The organism is Shewanella sp. SP2S2-6 (assembly GCF_031931965.1).
Classification (GTDB): domain Bacteria; phylum Pseudomonadota; class Gammaproteobacteria; order Enterobacterales; family Shewanellaceae; genus Shewanella; species Shewanella baltica.
On record NZ_JAUOEQ010000002.1, the window covers coordinates 64,618 to 83,144 of the forward strand.

At 47.5% G+C, this 18,527-nt stretch carries 13 protein-coding genes; 8 read left to right on the top strand and 5 right to left on the bottom strand.

All coding sequences use genetic code 11. The annotated features are described in order from the left end of the window. Positions 1 to 32: 32 nt before the first annotated feature. Entirely contained in the window at positions 33 to 2,618 is a 2,586-nt protein-coding gene (locus Q4Q57_RS02290; protein WP_311889734.1) for a TonB-dependent receptor, read from the bottom strand. 382 nt (positions 2,619 to 3,000) lie between these two features. On the opposite strand from Q4Q57_RS02290, the gene Q4Q57_RS02295 reads away from it, so the two are divergent. The 3 genes from Q4Q57_RS02295 to Q4Q57_RS02305 all read left to right on the top strand — a co-directional run bounded on the left by Q4Q57_RS02295 (position 3,001) and on the right by Q4Q57_RS02305 (position 8,059). Continuing rightward, a complete protein-coding gene (locus tag Q4Q57_RS02295; protein WP_107946700.1) occupies positions 3,001 to 4,461 on the top strand; it encodes a sigma-54-dependent Fis family transcriptional regulator in 1,461 nt (486 codons plus the stop codon). Positions 4,462 to 4,634: 173 nt separating this feature from the next. Further along, entirely contained in the window at positions 4,635 to 6,107 is a 1,473-nt protein-coding gene (ccoG, locus tag Q4Q57_RS02300) for a cytochrome c oxidase accessory protein CcoG (protein ID WP_311889544.1), read from the top strand. Between the two features lie 350 nt (positions 6,108 to 6,457). Then, the gene (locus Q4Q57_RS02305) at positions 6,458 to 8,059 is read left to right on the top strand and encodes an AMP-binding protein (protein WP_311889545.1); all 1,602 of its coding nucleotides are present in this window, start codon (positions 6,458 to 6,460) and stop codon (positions 8,057 to 8,059) included. 152 nt (positions 8,060 to 8,211) lie between these two features. Here the strand turns inward: Q4Q57_RS02305 and Q4Q57_RS02310 are convergent, their stop codons facing one another. The 4 genes from Q4Q57_RS02310 to Q4Q57_RS02325 form a co-directional block, all read right to left on the bottom strand. Continuing rightward, complete coding sequence (locus tag Q4Q57_RS02310) at positions 8,212 to 10,116, bottom strand: ABC transporter transmembrane domain-containing protein (protein ID WP_012088464.1); 1,905 nt, start codon at positions 10,114 to 10,116, stop codon at positions 8,212 to 8,214. A gap of 220 nt (positions 10,117 to 10,336) precedes the next feature. Beyond that, positions 10,337 to 10,894 carry a heme utilization protein HutZ gene (hutZ, locus tag Q4Q57_RS02315; protein ID WP_107402482.1) on the bottom strand — a complete coding sequence of 186 codons (558 nt, stop codon included), beginning with the start codon at positions 10,892 to 10,894 and terminating at the stop codon, positions 10,337 to 10,339. Positions 10,895 to 10,932: 38 nt separating this feature from the next. Then, positions 10,933 to 11,514 (bottom strand): heme utilization cystosolic carrier protein HutX, encoded by a 582-nt coding sequence (hutX, locus tag Q4Q57_RS02320; protein ID WP_311889546.1) that lies wholly within the window; start codon positions 11,512 to 11,514, stop codon positions 10,933 to 10,935. Positions 11,515 to 11,547: 33 nt separating this feature from the next. Next, positions 11,548 to 13,638 carry a TonB-dependent hemoglobin/transferrin/lactoferrin family receptor gene (locus tag Q4Q57_RS02325; protein ID WP_311889547.1) on the bottom strand — a complete coding sequence of 697 codons (2,091 nt, stop codon included), beginning with the start codon at positions 13,636 to 13,638 and terminating at the stop codon, positions 11,548 to 11,550. 363 nt (positions 13,639 to 14,001) lie between these two features. Here Q4Q57_RS02325 and Q4Q57_RS02330 point away from each other — a divergent pair, with 363 nt between their 5' ends. The 5 genes from Q4Q57_RS02330 (at position 14,002) to Q4Q57_RS02350 (ending at position 18,526) form a co-directional block, all read left to right on the top strand. Further along, complete coding sequence (locus Q4Q57_RS02330) at positions 14,002 to 14,874, top strand: TonB family protein (RefSeq protein WP_311889549.1); 873 nt, start codon at positions 14,002 to 14,004, stop codon at positions 14,872 to 14,874. 102 nt (positions 14,875 to 14,976) lie between these two features. Further along, positions 14,977 to 15,744 (top strand): MotA/TolQ/ExbB proton channel family protein, encoded by a 768-nt coding sequence (locus tag Q4Q57_RS02335; RefSeq protein WP_311889551.1) that lies wholly within the window; start codon positions 14,977 to 14,979, stop codon positions 15,742 to 15,744. After that, positions 15,741 to 16,178: a biopolymer transporter ExbD gene (locus Q4Q57_RS02340; RefSeq protein ID WP_311889553.1), complete on the top strand. Its 438-nt coding sequence runs from the start codon at positions 15,741 to 15,743 to the stop codon at positions 16,176 to 16,178. The genes Q4Q57_RS02335 and Q4Q57_RS02340 overlap by 4 nt, the downstream gene beginning before the upstream one ends. A 242-nt stretch (positions 16,179 to 16,420) precedes the next feature. Next, positions 16,421 to 17,347 carry an ABC transporter substrate-binding protein gene (locus Q4Q57_RS02345; RefSeq protein ID WP_311889555.1) on the top strand — a complete coding sequence of 309 codons (927 nt, stop codon included), beginning with the start codon at positions 16,421 to 16,423 and terminating at the stop codon, positions 17,345 to 17,347. A gap of 162 nt (positions 17,348 to 17,509) precedes the next feature. Continuing rightward, positions 17,510 to 18,526: an iron ABC transporter permease gene (locus Q4Q57_RS02350; RefSeq protein WP_311889557.1), complete on the top strand. Its 1,017-nt coding sequence runs from the start codon at positions 17,510 to 17,512 to the stop codon at positions 18,524 to 18,526. Position 18,527: the final 1 nt, after the last annotated feature.

Consider the following 18,527-nt stretch of genomic DNA (forward strand, 5'->3'; position numbering starts at 1 on the left):
TTAGAAATCGCTTCTATAAATTGGCTTACTCATTAAAAACGGTAATTTACACGGCCATAGTAGAAGCCACCGTTGTAATCGAACGGCCCACTTTCATAGTAAACGCCACCAAGTTGAGAATAAGCGTAATCATCGCCCACTTTCAGCTTTTGCGCTTTTTGGTCGAATAGGTTATTTGCCCCTACCGCCAGCGTTAAGCCATCAAATAACTCATAGCTCACTTCCAAATCTATGGTGACAGCAGCATCGGCCATTTCAGAACCCCAATCAGAGGTATCATCAGCATGAGTCGCATAGTACTCACCGAAGTAGTTACCACGCAGTGACATGCTTAATTGATCCCATGACTGCGCCCAGCTTAAGGTTGCACGATGCGCTGGAATACCATCTTCTAAACGGCGAACTTTACCTTCATCAGTGGTTTCTGGATCGAATTTATCAACGCTGGTATCGGTCCAACCATAGGCAAGACTAAATTTAGCATTACCCGACAGAATTTCCGCATCATAGGAGGCGACGATATCGATACCTTGAGTGGTAGTATCAAAGTCGTTAGTGTAATAACTCACGCCTTGGATCAACTCAGGGAACTCAACGCCCGCTGCACGCAGTGCATCATAGTCTTTAGCTTTAACATCAATCTTACTCGACTGCGCAATACGGCCCTCAACGCCAATGTTGTAATAATCGACCGTTAAGAAAAAGTTTTCGTACTCATAGACAGCACCTAGCGCATAGCTTATTGACTCTTCAGGCTTTAACACTTCCCCGCCATAAAATGCCGCAAGTGGATCGGTGGGTGGTGCAATAAAGGTCTGGATCAACTGACCATCAATAATCGATGTCTGTGTGTTGACGACGTTTTCTTGACCCACGGTTGGCGCTCTAAAGCCCGTACTGTGTGAAGCGCGGAATGACAATTCGTCGGTTGCAGAATACTGCACCGTCAGCTTGTAATTTAACGTATCGCCGAAGGTAGAGAAGTCTTCGTAACGCAGCGCTAAACCGAGTAACCAGTCATCACTTAAATAGGCTTCTAAATCCGTATAAATACCAATATTGTGGCGGGAATTTTTACCCGCAGATTCTGGGCCAAAGCCTTTAAATCCATGCGAGCCGATGCTGAAGCCTTGCTCGGCATAGGGGCCGGCAATCCAAGAGGCTTCATCACCTTGAAAAATCTCAAATGACTCATTACGCCATTCAAAACCAGAAGCAAAACTAATGTCTTCGATGCCGCCTAAGGTAATAAAACGCGAAAAGTCGAGGTTAACTGTGGTTTCAACTTGCTCATAGGCACCGGTATCGAAATCAGTTGGGGTATCTAATCCCAATGATGGGTTTAACGAGTTTTTAAGGCCGAAGCTGGCTTTGTTACTCCCCGTACCGGCGCTGAAATCGTAATTCCACTCGCCGATATCGCCCTTTACACCAGCGAAGAAAGACATATCTTCAATGGTCCCAGTGAACTGCGGTGTATAACCACCGGGGAAAATTTGGTTCATAGCAAAACAATTGGGATCGGCAACCATCGCCTTGTATGCGTCTGTATCTAACACGTTGCCATCAGAACCGTCCGCATTTTTAGGAATTGGCACTAGCACGCAAGACGATTGATCACCATTTATAGCTCCGACTAATAAGTTACCGCCTTCTGGAGGGGTATACACATTACTGCGATCCTGCGGATTACGATAATAAAATCCCCCCACAGCATCGCGGGATGACAGGTTACCAAAGGCATAGGCATGCATATTGGCATTAATGTCTAAGCCTGAGTTGATGAACACTGAGTAGTCATCATTGATTTCAGGATTACCCCATACTTGAGCGGGGTCATTAATCGCAGTATTGCCCTGCACAGCTAAGTTAGCCGCATCGGGACGCTGCACACTACGACTGGTTGCATCGGCATTTTTATACTGGAAGCTTAAGTTAACAAAGCCATTATCCGTCAACGGTAAACCAACATCACCTTCGACTGTGGTCGTGGCACCGTCACCCTCGTAATATTCACCTTGGGTCACTGTGATGGACCCACCATCGGAATTATCTTTTAAGACAAAGTTCATGACGCCTGCTATCGCATCAGAGCCATATTGCGCCGCAGCGCCGTCGCGCAGCACTTCGACTTGCTTCAATGCAGAACCAGGAATAACTGAAATATCTGGGCCTTGAGCACCATCGTTAATGCCGCCGCCTTGGAACGCAATCACAGCTGCGCGGTGACGACGCTTACCATTGACTAACACTAAGGTACTGTCGGAAGGCAACCCACGTAAGTTAACGGGACGTACTAAGGTTGCCGCATCACTAATGGGTTGAGCGCGCGAGTTAAACGAAGGTACCGATGTCACTAACATATCAATCATGTCAGTCGAACCATTCTTTTTAAGGTCGTCACTACTAATAATATCAATTGGAACAGGGGAATCGCCGATTGAGCGTGGTGCCGCACGTGAACCAACAACCGCAATCTTTTCCACGCCTTCATTTTTAACAGCAGCGTCTTCTTCCTCAGCCATGGCTTGCGGGCTAATGAAGCTACCAGACAAAGCTAATGTAATCGCCAAACTGACTGCACTTAATCCAAACTTCTGCTTCTTTGAGGTCATCATATTCATCCCAACTGCTTATTATTTTTTTAGAATACCTGACCTGCTTTATGCGATTCTCATCCCTAAACCTTGCAACTACGGTCAATACAAAGTTATTTTTTTACATAACAAGAACATTTTTATAACATAAATAAGACAATATCCAATATTAAATCAGACTTTTGAATGAATATTAGTCATTTCTCTTTTAGATCAGTTTGTTATAAGTGAATATTTTTTAAGGTGTGTCGTTAGGTAAAATGCACTTTAGGGCGCAAAAATGTAAAACCCATAAGTCACCATAAAGTGGGAAATACTCACTAACTCAATCAAAGACACGATATATCGCGACATGCAACTTAAGGTATACTCGGGCAATACCAGCCAAGCTTGAGTACCGCAGATGACAAATAAGATTTCGGTCAATAATCAAAAATCAGTCGATAAGCATTTCTTGCCTGAAAATCAGTTACTGCTTAACGCTGTCGGTGAAGGTATTTATGGATTTGATTTAAGCGGGAATGCGGTGTTTATCAATCCCGCGGCTGAACGCATGACAGGTTGGAAAAATGAAGAGTTACTGGGCAAAAATATCCATAACTGTCATCATCACAGCCATGCCGATGGTAGCCATTATCCCCAAGAAGATTGCCCAATTTACAACACATTAAAGGATGGCATTACCCGCGAAATCACCCATGATGTGTTCTGGCGTAAAGATGGGAGTAGCTTTCCCGTGCATTACAGTTCTACGCCCGTTTACCGTGATAATGAACTCATTGGCGTAGTCGCGATATTTCGTGACATTAGTATCCAAAAGCAAACGGAGCAGTCATTACGTCAAGCGTTGGCGCAAGTGCAAGCGCTCTCGGAGCGACTTGCCTCCGAGAATCATTACCTACAGGCAGAACTAGCTGACAAAACGGGTGATGTGGATATTTCGGGTGGCAGTAGCGTGATCCGCCACATGATCCAGCAATTGCATATGGTAGCCAATACCGACAGTACTGTGCTCATTTGTGGTGAAAATGGCACAGGCAAAGAACTTGTAGCCCGTAACTTACATCAACTCAGTCGCCGCAAAGATAAACCTATGATCAGTGTCAACTGCGCCGCGTTTTCGGCATCCTTGTTAGAAAGTGAACTCTTTGGTCACGAAAAAGGCGCATTTACCGGTGCCACCAGCCGCCGTAAAGGTCGCTTCGAACTTGCTCACCAAGGCACACTGTTCCTCGACGAAGTGGCAGAACTCAGTTTAGAAGCCCAATCAAAACTACTGCGGGTCATCCAAGAGCAATCCTTCGAACGCCTCGGAGGCAGCGAAACCATACAAGTGGATATTCGCTTGGTCGCCGCCAGTCACCACGACTTACTCAAGCGAGTCGAGCAAGGATTATTTCGGATGGATCTCTATTACCGCTTGAATGTATTCCCAATTCAAGTACCGCCACTGCGTGCGAGGATTGAAGATATCCCCGAACTCGTCAGCCATATACTGCATAATTTGAATCGTAAGTTAGGTAAAAAAATCCGCGGCGTGAGCCAAAAAGGGTTACAAAAACTGATGGCTTACACATGGCCGGGCAATGTGCGCGAGTTGCAAAATATTCTCGAACGCGAAGCCATTCTTTCCCAAGGCGATATTTTGCAGATCCATGCGATGCCGAGCAATAACCCCTTAGCTCAGGCCCAAGGACAAACCTTAGCAGAAGCGGAAGCCTTGCATATAGAACAAACCCTTAAGCGTTTAAACTGGCGAATATCCGGCCCACTCGGCGCGGCGAATGTGCTAGGCGTTCCCGCAAGTACACTGAGATCGCGGATGAAAAAACTGGGGATCCAACGTCAATCGAGTGAAATATAACTCAAATCACACAAGCAAAAAACGCGATATATCGCCAATGTGTGATATATCGCGATCAACATCTAACCAAAGTATTAAAATAACCATATATATCATAAGGTTGAATCAGTTAAAACTTGGCCTAGCGCTTGCTATAGGGAGGCGAATCTTATTTAAGCCGTTAGGACCCTTTTATGCCCAAGAGCGAAGTTACCCCCAATTCTCCAAATGTGAATAAAAGTGTGAGCGCGAAACCTTCCTCAGTCGAGCTGCACATTCCGATTAAAATCCTCTCCAGCGAAACTGCAACAGGGAGCAATACGCCCTCAGGCAACATCCATTTTCGTGAGCAGAAAGGTGATTTTCAGCGCCTGCGAACCATGATGAATAGCCTGCTGATCGTGCTATTTTTCGCCCTACCGTTTATCTCCATCGATGGCCGCCAAGCGATATTGTTAGATATCAGCCAGCAACAGTTTTTCTTCTTTGGCATCACGCTCTGGCCACAGGACTTTACCCTACTTGCATGGATTTTTATCGCCGCGGCCTTTAGTTTGTTTTTTATTACCGTGTTCTGGGGCCGTGTTTGGTGCGGTTATCTTTGCCCACAAACGGCGTGGACCTTTATCTATGTGTGGATAGAAACGCGCATCGAAGGCAGCAGCAACAAACGCAAGCAACTCGATAAAGCGTCCTGGTCTGGCAGCAAAATCGGTAAAAGAAGCACCAAGCACTTACTTTGGGGTCTCGCCGCCCTGCTCACTGGCTGTGGTTTTATCAGCTATTTCATACCCGCCCGCGAACTCTATATCGACATTTTTACGGGCAATGCCAGCTTTTGGGTGACTAGCTGGGTCTGGTTTTTCGCCATTTGTACTTATCTGAATGCGGGCTGGATGCGTGAGCAAATGTGTCTACATTGCTGCCCCTATTCACGTTTCCAAGCGGTAATGTTCGATGCCAACACTAAAACCGTGACCTATGATGCCAAGCGCGGTGAATCCCGCGGCCCGCGTAAACGTAAGCAAGAAACCAATCTCAGAGAGAGTAATCTTGGTGATTGTGTTGACTGTAATTTATGTGTCGAAGTCTGCCCAACAGGGATAGATATTCGTAACGGCTTGCAATATGAGTGCATCAACTGCGGTGCCTGTGTCGATGCTTGTAATGAAACCATGTTGAAATTCGATTATAAACCGAACCTTATCGGCTACATGAGTGAGAATGATCTTAAGGGAGTCAACTACTCCTATTGGCGCTCGCCGCGATTCTTAGGCTATGGCGCAGCGGTCGTGATCATGCTGATAGTGATAGGTTTAGATTTAAATAGCCGCAGCGAGATCCAGCTTAACGTGATCCGAGACCGTCAGAGCCTGTACCGCGAAACGGCTGACAATAAGATTGAAAATACCTATCAGCTGAAGATCCGCAACAAAACGCAGGACACTAAGCAGTATCAACTCGCCGTCGACAGTGAAATGCCCTTTAGCTTGATTGCCGATCCTATTATTACCTTGGCCGCGGGCGAGCAAGTGGACTACCCAGTAACAGTATTAGCCGATAAGGATGCCATCCCTTCGGGGCGTAAAATGATCCAATTCTCGGTGACGGATGTGAAGCAGCCAAGCCAGCAAGTGAGTCAAGAAACTGGATTCTTCAGTCCCTAGGCTTCTTTTAGCGGTTAATATCGGTAACCGTCTACATTAACCGCTAAATCGGCGCTTGGGGAATCAACCTAAGCGCCGTTCTAAATCAAACACTCATCCCCAAAAGACAGATCTCGAATGCTCTCCCTTTACGCTTTATTACGCTTTATCGATGATACGATAATTACGCTATCGTTAACGCCTCAGCTTTAGAGTAAAAATACTATTTGTTACATAAAGATACCGTTATTGGCATAGCGATGTTTTTCGCGATAAGCATTGACCTCTAGTGCTAACACCCTCTAATCTAAACACCTGTTTAACTCCAGAATAATAACAACTAATAAACATCATCTTTGAGGTAGTTCAGCATGGCATACGATCAAGACTCTCAACTCACACTAGACTACTCATCACTGGTCGATCTGATCGAGAAAACCAGCCTACGTTATGGCGATAAACCCGCCTATGCCTGCCTTGGTAAAACCAGTAGTTTTAATGAGATAGAACGCGACTCTCGTTACTTTGCCGCCTATTTACAGAATAAGACCACACTCAAACCGGGCGATCGCATCGCCATTCAATTGCCCAATATCACCCAATTTGTCATCGCGGCCTACGGCGCAATCAGGGCTGGGCTAATCCTTGTTAATACGAATCCCTTATATACCGAGCGCGAGCTTATTCATCAGTTCAATGATTCTGGTGCTAAAGCGCTCGTGGTGTTATCCGACCTATTGCCGACCTTGGCCAAAGTCATCGACAGCACTCAAATAGAACTCGTCATCTCCACCCATCCTTTAGATTTGATCGATCCGCATGTGCAGCCAAAAACAGGGCTTAAGAATGTCGAGTTTTGTCAGATTTTAAAGCAAGGGGCTGACCTCCCTTTTAGCCGATTTATCTCGAATCTCGACGACCTCTCGGCGTTGCAATACACAGGTGGCACGACAGGATTATCTAAAGGTGCCATGTTGACCCACGGCAATATGCTCGCCAATGCGGCGCAGGTAAAATCCCGCATCGCGAGCGTGATCACCGAAGGGGAAGATATCTTTGTTGCGCCGCTGCCGATTTACCACATTTATGCGTTTATGGTGAACTTAGTGCTGTATTTCGAGTGCGGCGGTTGCTCGGTATTAATTCCAAATCCGCGTGATATTAGTGGCTTAATTAAGACACTCGCCAAATACCCCTTCACGGGATTTGCAGGACTCAATACCCTGTTTGTCGCCCTATGCCATCAACCCGAGTTTAAGGCGCTGGACTTTAGCCACTTAAAAATCACTATCTCTGGCGGCACTGCACTCACTGCCGCAGCGGCGAATATTTGGCAACAGACCACAGGCAATATGATCAGCGAAGGTTATGGATTATCTGAAACCTCACCGGTGATTTCACTCAATGCGCCCGGTTATCAAAAGCTTGGCACTATTGGTAAACCTGTGATTGGCACTGAAGTTAAACTCTTAGATGAAAACAACCTTGAAGTGCCCTTAGGTACAGCGGGAGAATTAGCCGCGCGCGGCCCACAAGTGATGCGAGGTTATTGGAATAATCCGCAGGAAACCGCCAATGCTATGACTCCAGAAGGTTTCTTTAAAACCGGTGACATTGCCATAGCAACAGCGGAAGGGTTCCATCAAATTGTGGATCGCAAAAAGGATATGATCATAGTCTCAGGCTTTAACGTTTATCCCAACGAGGTGGAAAACGTGCTGGCGAGCCATCCAAGTGTGATCGAATGCGCCGTGGTGGGAGTAAAAGATGAACACTCGGGCGAAGCGGTTAAAGCCTTTATCGTGCTCAAGGATGATAGCCAAGATCATCAACAGGCTAAAGAGGCCATTCTAACCTATTGCCGCGAGCAATTGACCGCCTATAAATTGCCAAAAGTCATTGAATTTATGACGCAATTACCTAAGAGTACCGTAGGTAAAATTCTGCGCCGCGAGCTAAAAGATAAAGCTTAGAGACCGCACTTAAAGTGCAGTACTTAAAGTGCAGTACTTAAAGTGCAGTACTTAAAGACAAAGCTGATTAACAAAGCTTAGCAACAAAAGCACAATAAAAGACCCAGTGAGCTAGCTTGAGCGTTTCAGCTAGCAACTGGGTTTTATTTTACCTAAATTGTCTCATTCAAGGCGCTGGCATTGGCCTCTTCGGTTAACAATTGCAGACTGGCAAATTCACGATATAAGGCATTGGATTGCATCAACTCTTGGTGGCGTCCGCAGGCAACAATCTCGCCCTTATCGAACACAAAAATCCTATCGGCATTGATTACCGTCGATAAGCGGTGGGCAATAATCAAGGTGGTTTTACCCGCCATCAATACGTCCAGCGCTTGCTTCACTTTCTGCTCGCTTACCGCATCTAAAGCGCTGGTCGCTTCATCGAGTAACAATATGGGTCTGTCGGCTAAAATCGCCCGTGCAATGGCGATCCGCTGTTTTTGCCCACCAGAAAGCCGCACGCCACGCTCACCTAAATAGGTTTGATAACCGTCAGTAAACTCGCTAATAAACTCGTGGGCACGGGCTGCAATACAAGCATCAATCACTTCTTGCTCAGTCGCATCGACTCGGCCATAACGCACGTTTTCAAGTACGCTGGTCGCAAAAATCACTGAGTCCTGCGGCACCAGAGCAAACTGCGCCCGAAGGTCATGTGGCAGAAGCTTAGCAATATCAATTCCTTCCAGTCGAATACTGCCAGCGCTAGGCACATAAAAGCGCTGCAATAACTGGAACAAGGTACTCTTACCCGCGCCACTTGGGCCGACTAAGGCGACCCGCTCACCCGCGGCAATAGCCATATTGAGCTGTTTTAGCACTAAGGCATCATGCTCTGGATAGGCAAAGTTGAGTCCTTCAATCATTAACTCGCCACTGACCTTGGCGGGTAAAACAATAGGATGAGTTGCAACGGGAATATCCACTGGCGTTTCAGCCAGTTCAATTAAACGCTCGGCGGCGCCAGAAGCCCGCTGAATTTCGCCGATTACTTCGCTAATGGTCGCCACAGCGCCTGCAACCATCACAGCGTAAAACATAAAGGCGGATAACTCGCCGCCCGTCATCTTACCCGCCATCACATCGTGGGCACCGACCCAAGTCACCATAGCAATCGCCGCGATACTTAAAAACATCACGGTTGAGATCAGCAAGGCACGGTAACGGATCCGCCCGCTTGCCGCAGACATCACATCTTCGACGCGGGTATTGAATAAGCTACGGTCTTTATCTTCATGACCATAGGCTTGTACCGTATGAATTTCATGAAGTGTTTCATCAACATAAGCGCCGAGATCGGCAACCCTGTCTTGGCTTTCTCGCGCCAGCGTACGCACTTTACGGCCGAAAAAGATCACAGGTCCCAACACTAAAGGTACAGCCAATAACACTAATAAGGTCATCTTAACGCTGGTGATCCCCATCATGACTAAACCACCAAGTACCGTCACACTAGAGCGCAGTGCCATAGATAAACTCGAGCCCACCACGGTTTGCAGCAAAGTAGAGTCGGCGGTAAAACGGGAGATCACTTCGCCAGTACGCACCTTAGCGTAAAAGGCGGGCGAGAGTTTAAGCAGTTGATTGTAAACAGTTAGACGAATATCGGCACTGACCCGCTCGCCGAGCCAAGTCATTAAATAGAAGCGGCAAAACACCGCTGTGCCACTGACGGCGGTAATCCCAAGCACTAACAGTATGATTTCATTCAGCCGCTGCGCATTGTCGCGCACAAAGCCTTCATCGACCATTAAGCGCACACCTTGGCCCAATGATAGCCAAGCGAGCGAGCCTATCATCAAGCAAATAATCGCCGCGACGACTTTCAGTTTGTAGGGTTTAAGAAACCCCATAATCCAAGGCAATACCGATCTTTGCTGCGCCGAGGTTGGTTTAACCTTCGATGCATCAGCGCTTATTGTAGGCGTGACTGGAATTAACTTTTCAGGCAATGGCTCTGCGCCCGCTTTAATGGGGTTTGGTGATTTGGCTAATTCGACGGTCGGCTCTGTCACGGGTGATATCCTTCGGTAGGGAACGGCAATTCAAGTATAACATTCGCCTGAACTGGTCATCTGCAAGCCGTTAACCGCGCAGCTTTGCTTAAAGCATATCAATTAGATGCTACCTGTTGCGGGAAAATTCAAGGGCAAAGCGTGGTTTTACTCAAAAGAAAAACATAAAACCAACCCGCAGCGAGTGCGGGTTGGTTTTATTGCCATCGCTTAGCGCGACTTAAGCGACTTGCTGGTTTTCCGGCGTTTTTGGCGTGCCATGGTGGCCATCACGCTTCCAATCCACATCTAACAACTCTGCGCCGCTCAGGCTAAATGCTTGGCCAAAACCTTTCACATAAAGACCCTGATGGGGCGCGAGCTTGTATAAGTTAAAATCGGTTAATGCCGCAAGGTTATCGGACATTTCACCAAAACGGGCCGATAACACACCAACGCCCTTAATAAAGGCCGGCGTATCGCGGGGCACGGCCTCGGCAATCGCATCGAAGGTCAAACGCTTGCGGGCAAAAACCGATTTTGCGGCGGTTTCATCCTCAACTAGCATCACAGAGACCTTAGATGAGTGCTTTAAGTTATGACCATGACGAGCTAAGTCACTCACCAGAATATAAAAACCATCATCGGCCAGTGCGAAGGGTGCATAACTCGCATTCGGCTGGCCATCAATACCTAGCGTGGCCAGTTGTAAGGTTTCCCTTTGCTGTTTGAAGGCTTCTATCTCAGGTAAAAGCTTGTCTCTTAAACGTTGTTCTTGTTCGGTCATTTCAGGCTTCATTTGCTGTGTTCCTTAAATACTGTCGTTAATGCTGCAATTCAGATATGTGATTGCACCGAGGCAAAGGCAGTCGCGAGTGCTTTAAATTGGCGAACTTGCTCAGGAAACAGCGCTCTTTGTTTATCACGACCTAAATATACTTTGAATACGACCTCCCCTTCGCTGCCGAAGAAGTTAATCGAATGGCTCTCGCTGCCTCTAAAAGGTCTACTGATCAAGGCGATGCCGCGCATGACATCTAATTTGAGATGACCATGCACACCGTCGCCCTTGCTGTAGAGGTTGTAATAACCGTGGGCGTATTTTCCCTCGGGGAAATCCCCTTTAAATTCAAATACGCTGCCAGATAACATCACAATAGTGGTTAACTTTCCCCATTTGGGTAAGGCTTGCAGTAAGGTATCGAGCTGAGTTAACGGCACAAACACCACTTGTTCGGGCGGCAGCGCTGCAACCACTTCAAGCTCGGCAATGCCTAATTCACTGGCGAGCTGTGCTGGCATCAAATCAGCTTGTTGCTCAAATCGTTGTCGCAGTTGCGCCTGCTGCTCACTTAGCTGACGTTGCTCAGAGCCTAAATCTGGCGCAACATCAAGCTCAGTATCGAGTGTCATCTTCATTTTACTGTCTCCAGCTGGTAGCTATAGAGTGACTTAGAACATGTAGCGCGCCGATAACTTCATATTACGGCCCGGTTGATACAAGGTTTGCCACGCTTGTAGGTATTTCTCGTCGCCGATGTTTTCGATGGCGAAATCCACTCTCACACCCGCCATGGCGCCCATAGTCGGCTCCCATGCAACATACACATCCCATAGGGTGTAATCGTCGTATTTCGCCACTCTATTACCGTCAGGTGTATTCGACTGCGTCGCTACATAGGTAACGCGAGTGCCGAGTTTCATGTCACCTTCCATAATGCCTTGGGATAAATCGACATTGAATTTATTGGCGGGTATACCTTCAATATCGCCGCCCGTTTGACGATCTTCACCATGGGTTTGGCCGTAATTCATCGCTAAACGAGTTTGGCCAATACGATAACGGCCGCTTATTTCAAAACCTGTTAAACGTGCATCCTCAACGTTATTCCATGAAGTCGTTTGCTCGAATCCAGGAATGCCATGCCAAGGATTAGACACTTGCTGCACGATAAAATCGTCCACATCGTTACGGAAGATGTTGAACGTCAACGCTAATTCATCATCACCGGCTAACTCACTGAAACGTAAGTCTGCTTTGATTTCTTTGTTACGGGCTTTTTCAGACTTTAGATCCGGATTGGTCGCAAAGGTGTTGCATAGACCTTGGGGCAAGAATCCCGGTATAGGTGGAATGCAGTAATGGGTGCCGCTAGAATACATTTCCTCTACCGAAGGTGCGCGGAAGGCTTGATCGTAACGTGCGCTTAAGGTCAACCAAGATTGAGTCTGCCAAACTAGCCCTAGCGACGGGGATAACTCATTGTCATCTGAGGATAAATTGAGGTTATTACTGTCATTTTTAAAGCTGTCATAACGCAGACCTGCATCCAGATTTAACGTCTTAGTCAGCTCAATATCTGCCCGCGTAAAAGCGCCCCATACTGTGGTTTCACCATCAATATTTCCCGGACGCTGGCCCACTTGACCCGAATCATCACGGGTTGTTTCTATGGTATCGCGAAAACCATCAACGCCGTAGGTCAATAAAGTATTGCCCAAGCGCGAACTGTTATTGAGGTTAATCCCCACAGTGCGGTACTCAGTGCTGTCTAGCTGGCCCTTAGTGATGCGGTCTTCATCGTAGTCGGTACTGTTCCAATACACTTGCATCTTAGTATCCAGATACGGGTTATTGGCAGGATTAAAACTGTAATCTAAGGTGATATTTTGATCGTCTGTCTTGCGACGCACCAAAGGCACTGAATTACTGGCTGCCGCAGAAGGATTACTTGGCACTAATTCATTGATCTTATTAACTCTAGCAGATAACTCTAAGCGTGATGCTTCATCAGCTTGCCAACCAAATTTAGCTAAACCACTGCTGCCATGAGATGCACTGTTGCTGAGGGTTTCGTCATTACCGGTTTTGATATTGTTAGAGTCGGTGTAAGAGCCGTTCAATAACCAATCGATACTGTCTTGTCGACCATAAATCGCGCCACTGGTTTTAGTGCGCGAGCCATTGGTTTCATAACCTTGTTTGAAATAGCCACCAAAGGTCTCATCTGGCGCTAAAAAGTCTTGTGCCGACTTAGTATTTTGCGCGACGACACCACCCAGTGCGCCACTGCCCCACAAACTACTGGCTGGACCGCGCAGCACTTCAATGGATTTCAGTAACTCAGGGTCCATAAAGAAAGTTGCTCTGTGGCCAGAGTCGGTATTTTGTCTTGCTCCGTCAATAGTTTGCAGTACTCGACTGCCACTTAAACCACGGATTTCAACCCCCTGAGATGAAGCTCTTGGGCCATTTGTCAGCGTAATATTGGCCTCGTTTTTAAGGGCATTAGCCACGGATGATGCTTGAGCAACCGCAAGTTGCTCTTCACCCACCACGGCTACGCTGCGGCTGGTTTCGGAGGATTTCTCGCTGATGCGGGTTGCACTCACTAACACTTCATCAAACTCAGTTGTAACGAGTTTTTTATCCGCATCGCCTTGAACAACTGGCTTCACATTTTCTTCTGCCGCTAACGTAAAACTTAGGGCCGTACTGCTCAGTGCTATCGCCATTGCGATCACTAACGGCTTTTTCTTCATCTCTTCATCCTCAAGTGATAATCAGCTATATCCGTGCAATTCAATACTGACCCCAGACTCTCTTTCCAGACGCCAATCCTTTTAAGATTGAGTCTGTTATAGATGTTCCATTCCAAATTTGGCTCTTGCAAACTTGAGCCCCTTCCTAATCGAGTCCAAGGTAATCAGCCCCCATAAAGTAGGATGAATTACCGGTTTAGCTGTTTTTTTAAGCGCTCATTCGAGCTATTGCAGGCACTCTACCTGAGATAATAAAATAGATCAAATGCAAATCATTATCATTTGCGATCTTGTTTATATTGAGATATCTTAATTAGCGAAGATAAATGAGCAGAAGTGCTTTATTGGGGAAAAGAGGTTGCTGTGACACCAAAACGATATCTTGCCTTTGGCGCGTTAACTGTTGCCATACAAACGGGGGTTATCGCCTCGCAACCCGCTATCACTATGCAGCAAAGCGCCCAAGCATCGAGTGTAAATCAAGTGGCGAACGCTCCGAGCGCAAATCGTGTCACCCTCAATTTTTCTGCTGCGACGAGCACGACAAGCAGCAACGCCAATGTCGAGCCCATAACGCAAACAGAATCCAAGCTAGCAAGCGTAAACAGCACAGTGCGAAAAGTATCAACAGCAGAATCTGTCGATAAGACGGTTATCGAGGCCGTTGAAAAAGCCAAAGCTGATCAACGAATTGGCAGCCAGTTAGCTAAGAAACCTTCAATCGAAAAAACCACGACTCAAAGTCATCCAGATACAACTCCATCAGGGACGAGCGCTTTAGCACACAAGCGGTCCGAACATGTAGAGCAAGAATTAGAGCTAAAAACAGAGCCTAAAACAGCACAAGAACTAACGGATTTAATTGCTAACACTGCCGAACTAGATGCAAAAACGCCCCAAAATGTAGCCAGTGCAGCATCTGACAATGCCCCTGTTAACGACAGCCTCCAAACCAACATAGTGGAATTAGCCAAACCGCTGTTTGCTACAGCGCCACCACAACCGACTTATCCGCGAATAGCGCGTAAGAAAGGACTCGAAGGCACTGCAACCATAGAAGTGATGTTTAACGAACTTGGCGAGCAACTGGCGCTGACGTTAGTCACAAGCTCAGGATTTAGCCTGCTTGATCAGGCAGCAATTGCTGCAGTTGAGAACTGGCAATTTGCGGCGCCGACGCCAAGGCTAGCGAGTCATTACAAGGTCAGAGTGCCGATTCGTTTCGCGCTTAACTAGCGGGCCTTAATCTTATTGCTGAAAGCTAACCATAGTAAAGCTCACTTTTTGATTCACTCAATGACGTATAAAACTGATTTTTCAATCGATTGGAGAGGCTTAATGCCCGTAACTGATTTCTCAACCCTACAGACACAACTTGGCGTGCTGACTTGGCCCTTGTTGTTATGTGCTTTTTTAGCTTTGATGATCTGCCTTGAACGTAGCGCCTTGTTTTTGCATCAAACTCTGCTGTCAATCTGGCCCAAAAAACAGGCTTGGATAAAGGCATTGCGTCAATCAAGCTCGGCGGCGACCACTGAAAACGTCAGCGTGCTGCTCGCACAAACCAGCGCACAACAAGATTTACTCGCCCGTGGCGCTACTTTGTTACTCAAACAAGTCCACCAGCCCAAAGTGCTAAGGGAAGAATTGCTCAGTCTGTGGCTCAACAAACAGCAACGCGACTTGCAAGCCGGGCTTAAGGTTCTGCAAGTGATTGGCATTATCAGCCCATTACTCGGCCTACTTGGCACAGTGCTAGGTCTCATCGACATGTTTGCTCAGCTTGGGCAATCACAAGGCCCAGTTACCCCAACGCAACTCAGCGCTGGACTCGGCCTTGCGATGAACACCACAGCTGCCGGGCTTATTATCGCCGTGCCCGCGATTACCGCCGCCCATCTATTTGGCATTTGGGCTCAAGGACAATGTCTGCGCGCAGGGCACGTGCTCAATCAACTCAATCTCTGGTTAGCGGGTATCGAAGATATTTCAATCGATAGCAATCAATACCAAGCATTCAGCAAAGTCAGCAGTAACAGTCGCTCTAGCAGCACTGAGCAAAAGTCGGCATTCAACTCCCATACTCAGATTGAGTCACAGACATGATAAGTGCAGATGCATCACAGCGTTCGCAGGCTGGCATTGCTTCGCCTGAGCAACTTCCGAGCCTAGATTTAACCGCGTTAATCGACATTATTTTTATCGTGTTGGTATTTCTACTACTGACGGCAAACAGCCAACTACTCAGCTTACCGGTGGATGTGCCGCAAAGCCCAAGTTCGGCCATCACGGCAGTCGACAACAAGCCAACGATTGCCATCAATATCATGGCGACAGCGCCTTATTGGGCAATAGATAGTGAGACATTTGATGATTTAGCGACTTTTACCGCCGCGTTTACCGCACATTTTAAGACTATGCCAGAGGCGACCGTTGTTATTGCCGCCGATAAGGCCGCGCCAGTGGAGCCCTTGATGCAACTGCTCGCGCTGCTGCAGACGCTGTCCATCAGCCAGACCCAAATATTAATGGAGCATTAGCGCCTTGCCTAACTCGCTATCTGCCCCCAAAGCCAAATAGGCAAGCTAAATAATGAATCAGAGACACAACTAATGTTGCCTTTCTGACAAGACCATAACCAAAACAAAACATGCAGGCCGTAAAGCATTGCTTTACGTTCCTGGATTTAATGTACTGATTTTTAAAGCCAAGATTTTGAAAGTCAGAGACTAAAAACAGTATCTAAGCCTGTGGCGAACCAGTTTTTATTAGGAGTTTAACCATGTTGTTTCAAGCAACTAAAATATCATTAAGCAAAGTGGTAGTTATCGTCTCTGCATTGTCGGCTTTGCTATCGCCCAGCGCCTTTAGTGCTGAGACCGATGTGGAAAGTACTGAAAGTGAGATAAGACTCGTGAGTGCGGGCACGGGCGTCACTGAGCTCGTGCTCGCCCTCGATGCGGGCAATGAGCTGGTTGCCATAGATTCCACCAGCTATGTACCTGAAGGTTTAAGCCATGTGGCTAAGCTTGGCTATCACAGAATGCTCTCCGCCGAAGGCATTATTGCGCTCTCGCCAACACTCGTTGTCGGCTCGGATGTCATGGGGCCTGAGACCACGCTCAATGTATTAAAACAAGCCCATATCCAAGTTGTGCAGTTACCCGCAACGAACGATGAGCCGCAGCTAATGAGCAATGTGGATACCTTAGGTCAATTACTCAATCGCCCAGATAACGCCATTAAGTTAAAGCAGGACTTACATCAACAACTGCAAAGCTTGGCGGATAAAAAACAGCAAATAAGCGATGCTGGCGCTCAGCCAAAAATCCTCTTTATGCTGCTACAAGAAGGCCGTGGCGCACGGGTCGGCGGTAAAGGCACTGCCGCTGATACCATTATCGCGCTATCAGGCGCACAGAATATCGCCGAGTTTGATGGCTACAAAAGTATGTCTCAGGAAGGGATTTTGTCCTTGCAGCCCGACATTATTTTACTGTCAAAGCGCAGCGATAAACCCACAGAGCAAACCAACGCGCACATTGCCCAAGAACTGATGAAAGAGATGCCGCTACTCGCTCATACTCCTGCGGGTAAAAATGGCCATATACAAACACTCGCGCCACAAGCCCTTCTCGGCGGTTTAGGCATCAGCGCCATTAGCGCAGCCGATACGCTTGCTAGCACGTTGCTCAAACAAAATCAGTAACCTGCATAGTAACGAATACCGTCACTACTCAGGGGGCTCATGTTGATTATATGAGTCACTTATTTGAATGGCTTGTATGAGCCACTAATCGGACTCACTGATTTGCACCACTGACTCACACAACTTATGAGTCACCTGATAAAAATAGAAAGGATAGTTGAGATGTTCCTCAATCGCTGGCTCTGGCCCGGTTTAGTCACACTGTTAGTCCTAAGCTGCTTACTCTCGGTCAGCACAGGCCCTGTCAGTATCAGCCTAGTGGATGCCCTAAGCGCTGTGCTTAATTGGGCGACTCAGCAAAACATAGGCAATATTGCGCCCCACGAGCAACTGGTGGTCAACACTGTGCGCCTGCCACGGACATTATTGGCACTGGCGGTAGGCGCTACGCTCGCCCAGTGCGGCGCTGTAATGCAGGGGCTGTTTCGTAATCCCTTGGCCGATCCCGGTATTATCGGGGTGTCATCTGGCGCAGCGCTGGGCGCGGCCATCTGTATCGTGCTGTTACCCAATGTAAATCCATTCATGATCCCCATCAGTGCCTTTGTATCGGGTTTAATCACCACCCTTGTTGTCTATCGCCTCGCCAGTAGCCCAACCGGAACATCGGTCGTGTTGTTACTGCTATCAGGGGTTGCTATTGCGGCACTGGCAGGCGCAGGAATTGGCATGCTCACGTACCTTGCTAACGATATGGCGCTACGTGATTTAACCTTGTGGCAAATGGGCTCGATAGCAGGTGCGCAGTGGATGTATGTCAGCCTGTGCCTCGTGACGTTAGCATTACTAAGCTGGCGATTTCGCCAAGATGCGGCGGCGCTCAATGCCTTGCTACTTGGTGAATCCGAAGCGCGTCACTTAGGGATAGATGTCGATAAGCTTAAGCTGAGACTCATTTTACTTTGCGCCTTAGGCGTTGGCGTAAGTGTCGCGGCGACAGGCATTATTGGCTTTATCGGCCTAGTGGTGCCGCATTTAGTGCGGATGATGTTAGGGCCAGATCATCGTCAACTGCTGCCCATCAGTGCACTTTTAGGTGCCGCCCTATTAGCCTTGGCCGATATCGGCGCCCGCGCCTTCTTACCACCAGCAGAGTTACCCGTTGGATTAGTAACCGCCATCATAGGTGCGCCATTCTTCATCTTCTTACTACTGCAACAACGCAGTAAGCTCATCTAAG

Bases quoted from the DNA above. Each gene is read 5' to 3' on its own strand.
- Q4Q57_RS02345 (WP_311889555.1), top strand. From the start codon at position 16,421: ATGTTGTTTCAAGCAACTAAAATATCATTAAGCAAAGTGGTAGTTATC.
- Q4Q57_RS02340 (WP_311889553.1), top strand. From the start codon at position 15,741: ATGATAAGTGCAGATGCATCACAGCGTTCGCAGGCTGGCATTGCTTCG.
- Q4Q57_RS02305 (WP_311889545.1), top strand. From the start codon at position 6,458: ATGGCATACGATCAAGACTCTCAACTCACACTAGACTACTCATCACTG.
- hutX (WP_311889546.1), bottom strand. From the start codon at position 11,514: ATGAAGATGACACTCGATACTGAGCTTGATGTTGCGCCAGATTTAGGC.
- Q4Q57_RS02350 (WP_311889557.1), top strand. From the start codon at position 17,510: ATGTTCCTCAATCGCTGGCTCTGGCCCGGTTTAGTCACACTGTTAGTC.
- Q4Q57_RS02290 (WP_311889734.1), bottom strand. From the start codon at position 2,618: ATGATGACCTCAAAGAAGCAGAAGTTTGGATTAAGTGCAGTCAGTTTG.
- Q4Q57_RS02295 (WP_107946700.1), top strand. From the start codon at position 3,001: ATGACAAATAAGATTTCGGTCAATAATCAAAAATCAGTCGATAAGCAT.
- hutZ (WP_107402482.1), bottom strand. From the start codon at position 10,894: ATGAAGCCTGAAATGACCGAACAAGAACAACGTTTAAGAGACAAGCTT.
- Q4Q57_RS02325 (WP_311889547.1), bottom strand. From the start codon at position 13,638: ATGAAGAAAAAGCCGTTAGTGATCGCAATGGCGATAGCACTGAGCAGT.
- ccoG (WP_311889544.1), top strand. From the start codon at position 4,635: ATGCCCAAGAGCGAAGTTACCCCCAATTCTCCAAATGTGAATAAAAGT.
- Q4Q57_RS02335 (WP_311889551.1), top strand. From the start codon at position 14,977: ATGCCCGTAACTGATTTCTCAACCCTACAGACACAACTTGGCGTGCTG.